The organism is Nitratidesulfovibrio liaohensis (genome assembly GCF_011682075.1).
GTDB classification, from domain to species: domain Bacteria; phylum Desulfobacterota; class Desulfovibrionia; order Desulfovibrionales; family Desulfovibrionaceae; genus Cupidesulfovibrio; species Cupidesulfovibrio liaohensis.
This window is the reverse complement of record NZ_VSMK01000207.1, coordinates 1-4,659: the sequence shown is the minus strand read 5'-3', so window position 1 is coordinate 4,659 and position 4,659 is coordinate 1. Positions and strand designations below refer to the sequence as shown.

The window sequence follows — 4,659 nt, the reverse complement described above, 5'->3', positions numbered from 1 at the left end:
GGGCTGGCGCATCCGGCTGCTGGATGCCGCCGTGGTGTCCGGTGCCACGGTGACCCTGGGCGAGATCGCGGAGCCGGTGGGCCCCATTTCCCCGCAGGCCTGGCGCGAACTGGCCGCCACCCCCCTGTGGCCGTCCCCCACCGAGCCGGGCCGCCCCATGAGCGTCAACCGCCCGCGCCTGCAACAGGCCCTGCGCGAGGCCCTGCGCGACACCGAATCCCTGTGTCTGTACCCCGGCACGCTGGTGCTCCAGCGCGGCGGAGCGGTGCTGCGCGAAGGCGACCTGCGCGCCCTGGCCGTCAGAGCTCTGACACCCGCGCTGTCCGCCATGCCCGGTGAAGCATCCATGCAGGATTATCGCCTGCCACCCTACGTCTTTCTGGCCCATCCGCAGCAGCAGGTGGTGGTGGAGAACACCCTGGCCGCCCCCGGCCGCAACACCCTGCGTTTTGCCGTGCGCGAGGTGGACGGCAGCATCGTGCGCAAGTTCACCGGTTCCGCCTTTGTGGACGTGTGGGCCGACGTGCCCTGCGCCGCCCAGCCCGTGAACAAGGACGACGTGCTGACCCCCGACAAGATCACCAGCGTGCGCAAGAATCTGGCCTACCTGCGCGAACCCGCCTGGGACGGCCTGGGCGGCCCGTGGCGCCTGACCCGCCCCGTGGGCGCCGACCAGGTGATCTACCAGAGCGACCTTTCCGGCGTGCCCACCGTGCGGCGCGGCAGCGTGGTGACCGTGTTGTACGAATCCGGTTCCGTGCGCCTGCAGGTACAGGGCGAGGCCATGGCCGACGGCGGCCCTGGCGAGACCATTCCCGTGCGCAACATGCAAAGCAAGCGGCAGATCTATGCCGCGGTTAAGGATGGGGGGACGGTGGTGGCCCGGTAAGGGGCCTCCCGGCAGAAGTTCGCCTTATCCGTAATTTCAAGGAGAACCGTCATGAAACGCAGACTGCTCGCCGCCGGGTGCGCCATGCTGCTGCTTTCCGGGTGCAATGCCGCCCGCCAGCAGCCTTCGCCGGTGCCGCCGGTCACGCAGCCGCAGGCCTATACCGAACCCGAGGACGCCGCCGCCAACCCCGGATCGCTGTACAGCGAATCGGACTCGGAGTTCCTGTTCTCCGACAACCGCGCCCGCCGGGTGGGCGACATCGTGCTGGTCAAGGTGGTGGAAACCGACAAGGCCAAGAACAAGGCCGACACCACCGCCGACAAGACCTCCACCAACGAACTGGGTGTCAGCGCCTTCTTCGGGCAGTCCAGCGCGTCCATCAACCCCATGAATCCCACGGGTCCGTTCAGCGGCTTGGTAGGCACGAATCCCATCCTGGGCACCAGCTCCACCTCCAAGCATTCCGCCACCGGCGAAACCAAGCGTGAAAGCACCGTCACCACCACCATCGCCGCCCGCGTGCTGCGCGTGCTGCCCGGCGGCCTGATGGAAGTGGAAGGCGCCCGCGAAACCCGCGTCAACGACGAGACGCAGTACATCGTGGTCAGCGGTCTGGTGCGCGCCCGCGACGTGGCCTCGGACAACTCCGTGACCTCGTCGCAGATGGCCAACGCCCGCATCGAGTACTACGGAAAGGGCACCCTGGCGGACAAGCAGAAGCCGGGGTGGTTCACCCGCCTGATGGACAACGTCTGGCCTTTCTAGTGCGAACGCGGCGATTCCGCCCGCATGCATCGTCAAACATCGCCGCCGCCGGGGTCGAGTACCAAAGAGTACACTCCCCCGGCGGCGGCTCCGTTTTCCTTGCCTGCGAACGGACTTGCCGCGTTCGCGCTACGCGACGCGTGTGAGGACTGAAGACGCACACTCCCTCGTCGTCGGCCCCGTTTTCCTTGCCTGCGGGCCAGCCGGGCGCATTTCCCGTGTGTTGCCAGGCACGGCGATTCCGCCCGCATGCATCGTCAAACATCGCCGCCGCCGGGGTCGAGTACCAAAGAGTACACTCCCCCGGCGGCGGCTCCGTTTTCCTCGCCTGCGAACGGACTTGCCGCGTTCGCGCTACGCGCTGTGCATGAGGAGAGAAGGACCCCCCCGGCCACGTCGGCGGCCCCACTTTCCTTGCTTGCGGGCGGAATCGCCGCCTTCGCACTGGCACGGTGTTGGCAATAGCCATGGGCAGCGCCGAAATACCGTCGGATACCCGTCGGTGCCGCGCCCTGCGGAATGCCTATTTCTTGACCGTCAGCAATCCGCGCGCCCCATCCCTTCTCGCCCGTCCGGCGTACATTCGGGGGGCGCCGCGTAACGGGCTGCCCCGCGCAGCCGGATTTTCGGAGAAACGCCATGTCGCCCAGCCTTCGTTCCCTTACCGCCCGCCTTCTCGTCGTCCCGCTGCTTGCGGCCCTGTGGCTGCTGGCCCTGCCGGGCGGCGCCGGGGCCGTGCGCATCAAGGACATCGCCAGCTTCGGCGGTGTGCGCGACAACCAGCTCGTGGGCTACGGCCTGGTGGTGGGCCTGGGCGGCACGGGCGACAAGAAGGACTCCACCTTCACCATGAGTTCCATGGTCAACATGCTGGAACGCATGGGTGTGGCCGTGGACCAGACCAAGATGAAGCCCAAGAACGTGGCCGCCGTCATGGTCACCACCCGCATGCCCATTTCCGCCAAACCCGGCACCCGCCTGGATGTCACCGTGTCGTCCATGGGCGACGCCACCAGCCTTCAGGGCGGGGTGCTGCTGCTCACGCCGCTGAAGGGCGTGGACGGCAAGGTGTACAGCCTGGCGCAGGGCCCGCTGGCCCTGGGCGGCTTTTCCGTGGAAGGGCAGGCCGCCCGCGCCCAGAAGAACGTGACCACCGTAGGCACCATCCCCGGCGGGGCCATCGTGGAGCGGGGCATTCCCTTCCAGTTCAACAGCCAGGATACGCTGACCCTGCACATGTCCAGCGCCGACTTTTCCACCACCATGCAGGTGGTGGAGCGGCTGAACCGGGTCATGGGCGGCAGCTACGCCAAGGCCCAGGACGCTACCACCGTGGCCCTGGACGTGCCGCCCGCCTACCGGGGCAACCTGGTGCCGCTGATGGCCTCCATCGAAAACATCGAAGTGACCCCCGATGGCCCGGCCAAGGTGGTGGTGGACGAAAAGACCGGCACCGTGGTGCTGGGGCGCGACGTGCGCATCTCTCGCGTGGCCGTGGCCCACGGCAGTCTGCAGGTCACCGTGCAGGAAGGCATGGACGTTTCGCAGCCCGGCCCGTTCAGCCAGGGGCAGACGGTGGCCACGCCGCGCACCGACATCAACGTACGTGAGGAAAATCGCCGCCTGATGCTCATGGAAGGGGCCACCTTGCAGGAACTGGTGGATGGCCTGAACGCCATCGGCGCCACCCCGCGCGACCTGGTTTCGATTCTTCGGGCCATGAAGACGGCGGGGGCGTTGCATGCCGACCTCGAAGTCATCTAGCTGCGGCACAAGGGCCTTTTTGCCTCTGCCGTCGTCAGAACGCTTTTTTGTTCCGGTCGGGTACCACAAAAGTACGCTCCCTCCACAAAAAGAGCGTTCTTCCTCGGCAGAGACAAAAAATCCTCTTGTGCCGGAGTCTCGCGTAGCCAATCGGATTGCCCGGTTGCAGAGGCACGAGGTTCCAGTTCAGCCGGAAGGACAGCAACCATGACTGCTCCCGTCGATCCCAAACTCGCCACCGCCGCCTCGGCCCAGCACGAGCTTACCCAGCGCAAGCTCGAGATGGATGCCCTGCGCAAGCGCCTGCGCACCGATCCGTCCAAGGAACAGAAGCTGCGCGAAGCGTGCGAAGGGTTCGAATCCATCTTCGTGCAGAAGATGTGGGAGCAGATGCGCGCCACCCTGCCCAAGGAAGGCTACCTGCACAGCAAGGAAGAAGAATTCTGGCAGTCCATGTTCGATCAGGAGCTTGCCAAAAAGATGACCTCCGCCGGGGGCATCGGGTTGGCCGACATGATCTATGAACAGCTTTCCACCAAGCTTACCGACGCCAGCCGCACCACGGCGCCCAGTTCGGTGCGCGAACCGGTGCCGGTGAAGCCGGTGTCGCTGGTGCCGCGCATGATCACGACCGCGTCCGAGGGCGCGAGCGGGGCCAACGGGATCAACGGGGTCGGCGGGAAGACCGGTGTCACTTCGTCCATATACGAGCCCGCCAGTCCGGAAGCCCCCGTGGCGAGTGACGCCCAGGCTCCAGGCGCGGTCGGGACGGACGCGAAGAGCGTATCGGCGAATCAGGCCGAACCGGCAAATCAGGCAGGACAGGCCATCGTCCAGCAGCATCTGGCCGAACTGGAGCGTCAGGTTGCCGCCGCATCCCCGGCTGACGCAGCCAGCTCGGCGGCATCAGGCGTAGCGGCGGCAGCAGCGGGAATTACTCCCCCGGACACCGTTGCCGCCACTGGCGTAGTTGCCACCCAACCCGGCACGGTACCGGCTGCCGCAGCCGAGGCCGGGCAGGCCGCAGCCGTTACCAGGGCCCAGCGCCGTGCCGCGCGGGACAAGGACGGCGCCATGCACGGTCTGCCCTCCGCGTCCGTGGCGGACGGGAATACGCGCAAGGTGCGCAGCCCCATGCGCGATGCCCAGATGGGGCCGCCCATCGTGCACCGCACCGGAGCCATGAAGCGGGTGGCCTCGCCCGCTGCCACGCGCACGCTTGCCGTGCCCACGGGTGC

4 protein-coding genes are annotated in these 4,659 nt (G+C 67.2%); all 4 read left to right on the top strand.

Annotation, left to right across the window (positions count from 1 at the left end; genetic code table 11):
- Positions 1 to 889: flagellar basal body P-ring formation chaperone FlgA (gene flgA, locus FVW27_RS08105; protein WP_167124207.1), on the top strand; the 889-nt coding region annotated here is incomplete at its 5' end.
- A gap of 51 nt (positions 890 to 940) precedes the next feature.
- Entirely contained in the window at positions 941 to 1,657 is a 717-nt protein-coding gene (locus FVW27_RS08100) for a flagellar basal body L-ring protein FlgH (protein WP_167124205.1), read from the top strand.
- A 639-nt stretch (positions 1,658 to 2,296) separates the two neighbouring features.
- A complete protein-coding gene (locus tag FVW27_RS08095; RefSeq protein ID WP_167124203.1) occupies positions 2,297 to 3,421 on the top strand; it encodes a flagellar basal body P-ring protein FlgI in 1,125 nt (374 codons plus the stop codon).
- Positions 3,422 to 3,628: 207 nt separating this feature from the next.
- Positions 3,629 to 4,659: rod-binding protein (locus FVW27_RS08090; protein ID WP_208294699.1), on the top strand; the 1,031-nt coding region annotated here is incomplete at its 3' end.

Excerpts from the sequence above, each read along its gene's own strand:
- FVW27_RS08100 (WP_167124205.1), top strand. The coding sequence starts at position 941 with ATGAAACGCAGACTGCTCGCCGCCGGGTGCGCCATGCTGCTGCTTTCC.
- FVW27_RS08095 (WP_167124203.1), top strand. The coding sequence starts at position 2,297 with ATGTCGCCCAGCCTTCGTTCCCTTACCGCCCGCCTTCTCGTCGTCCCG.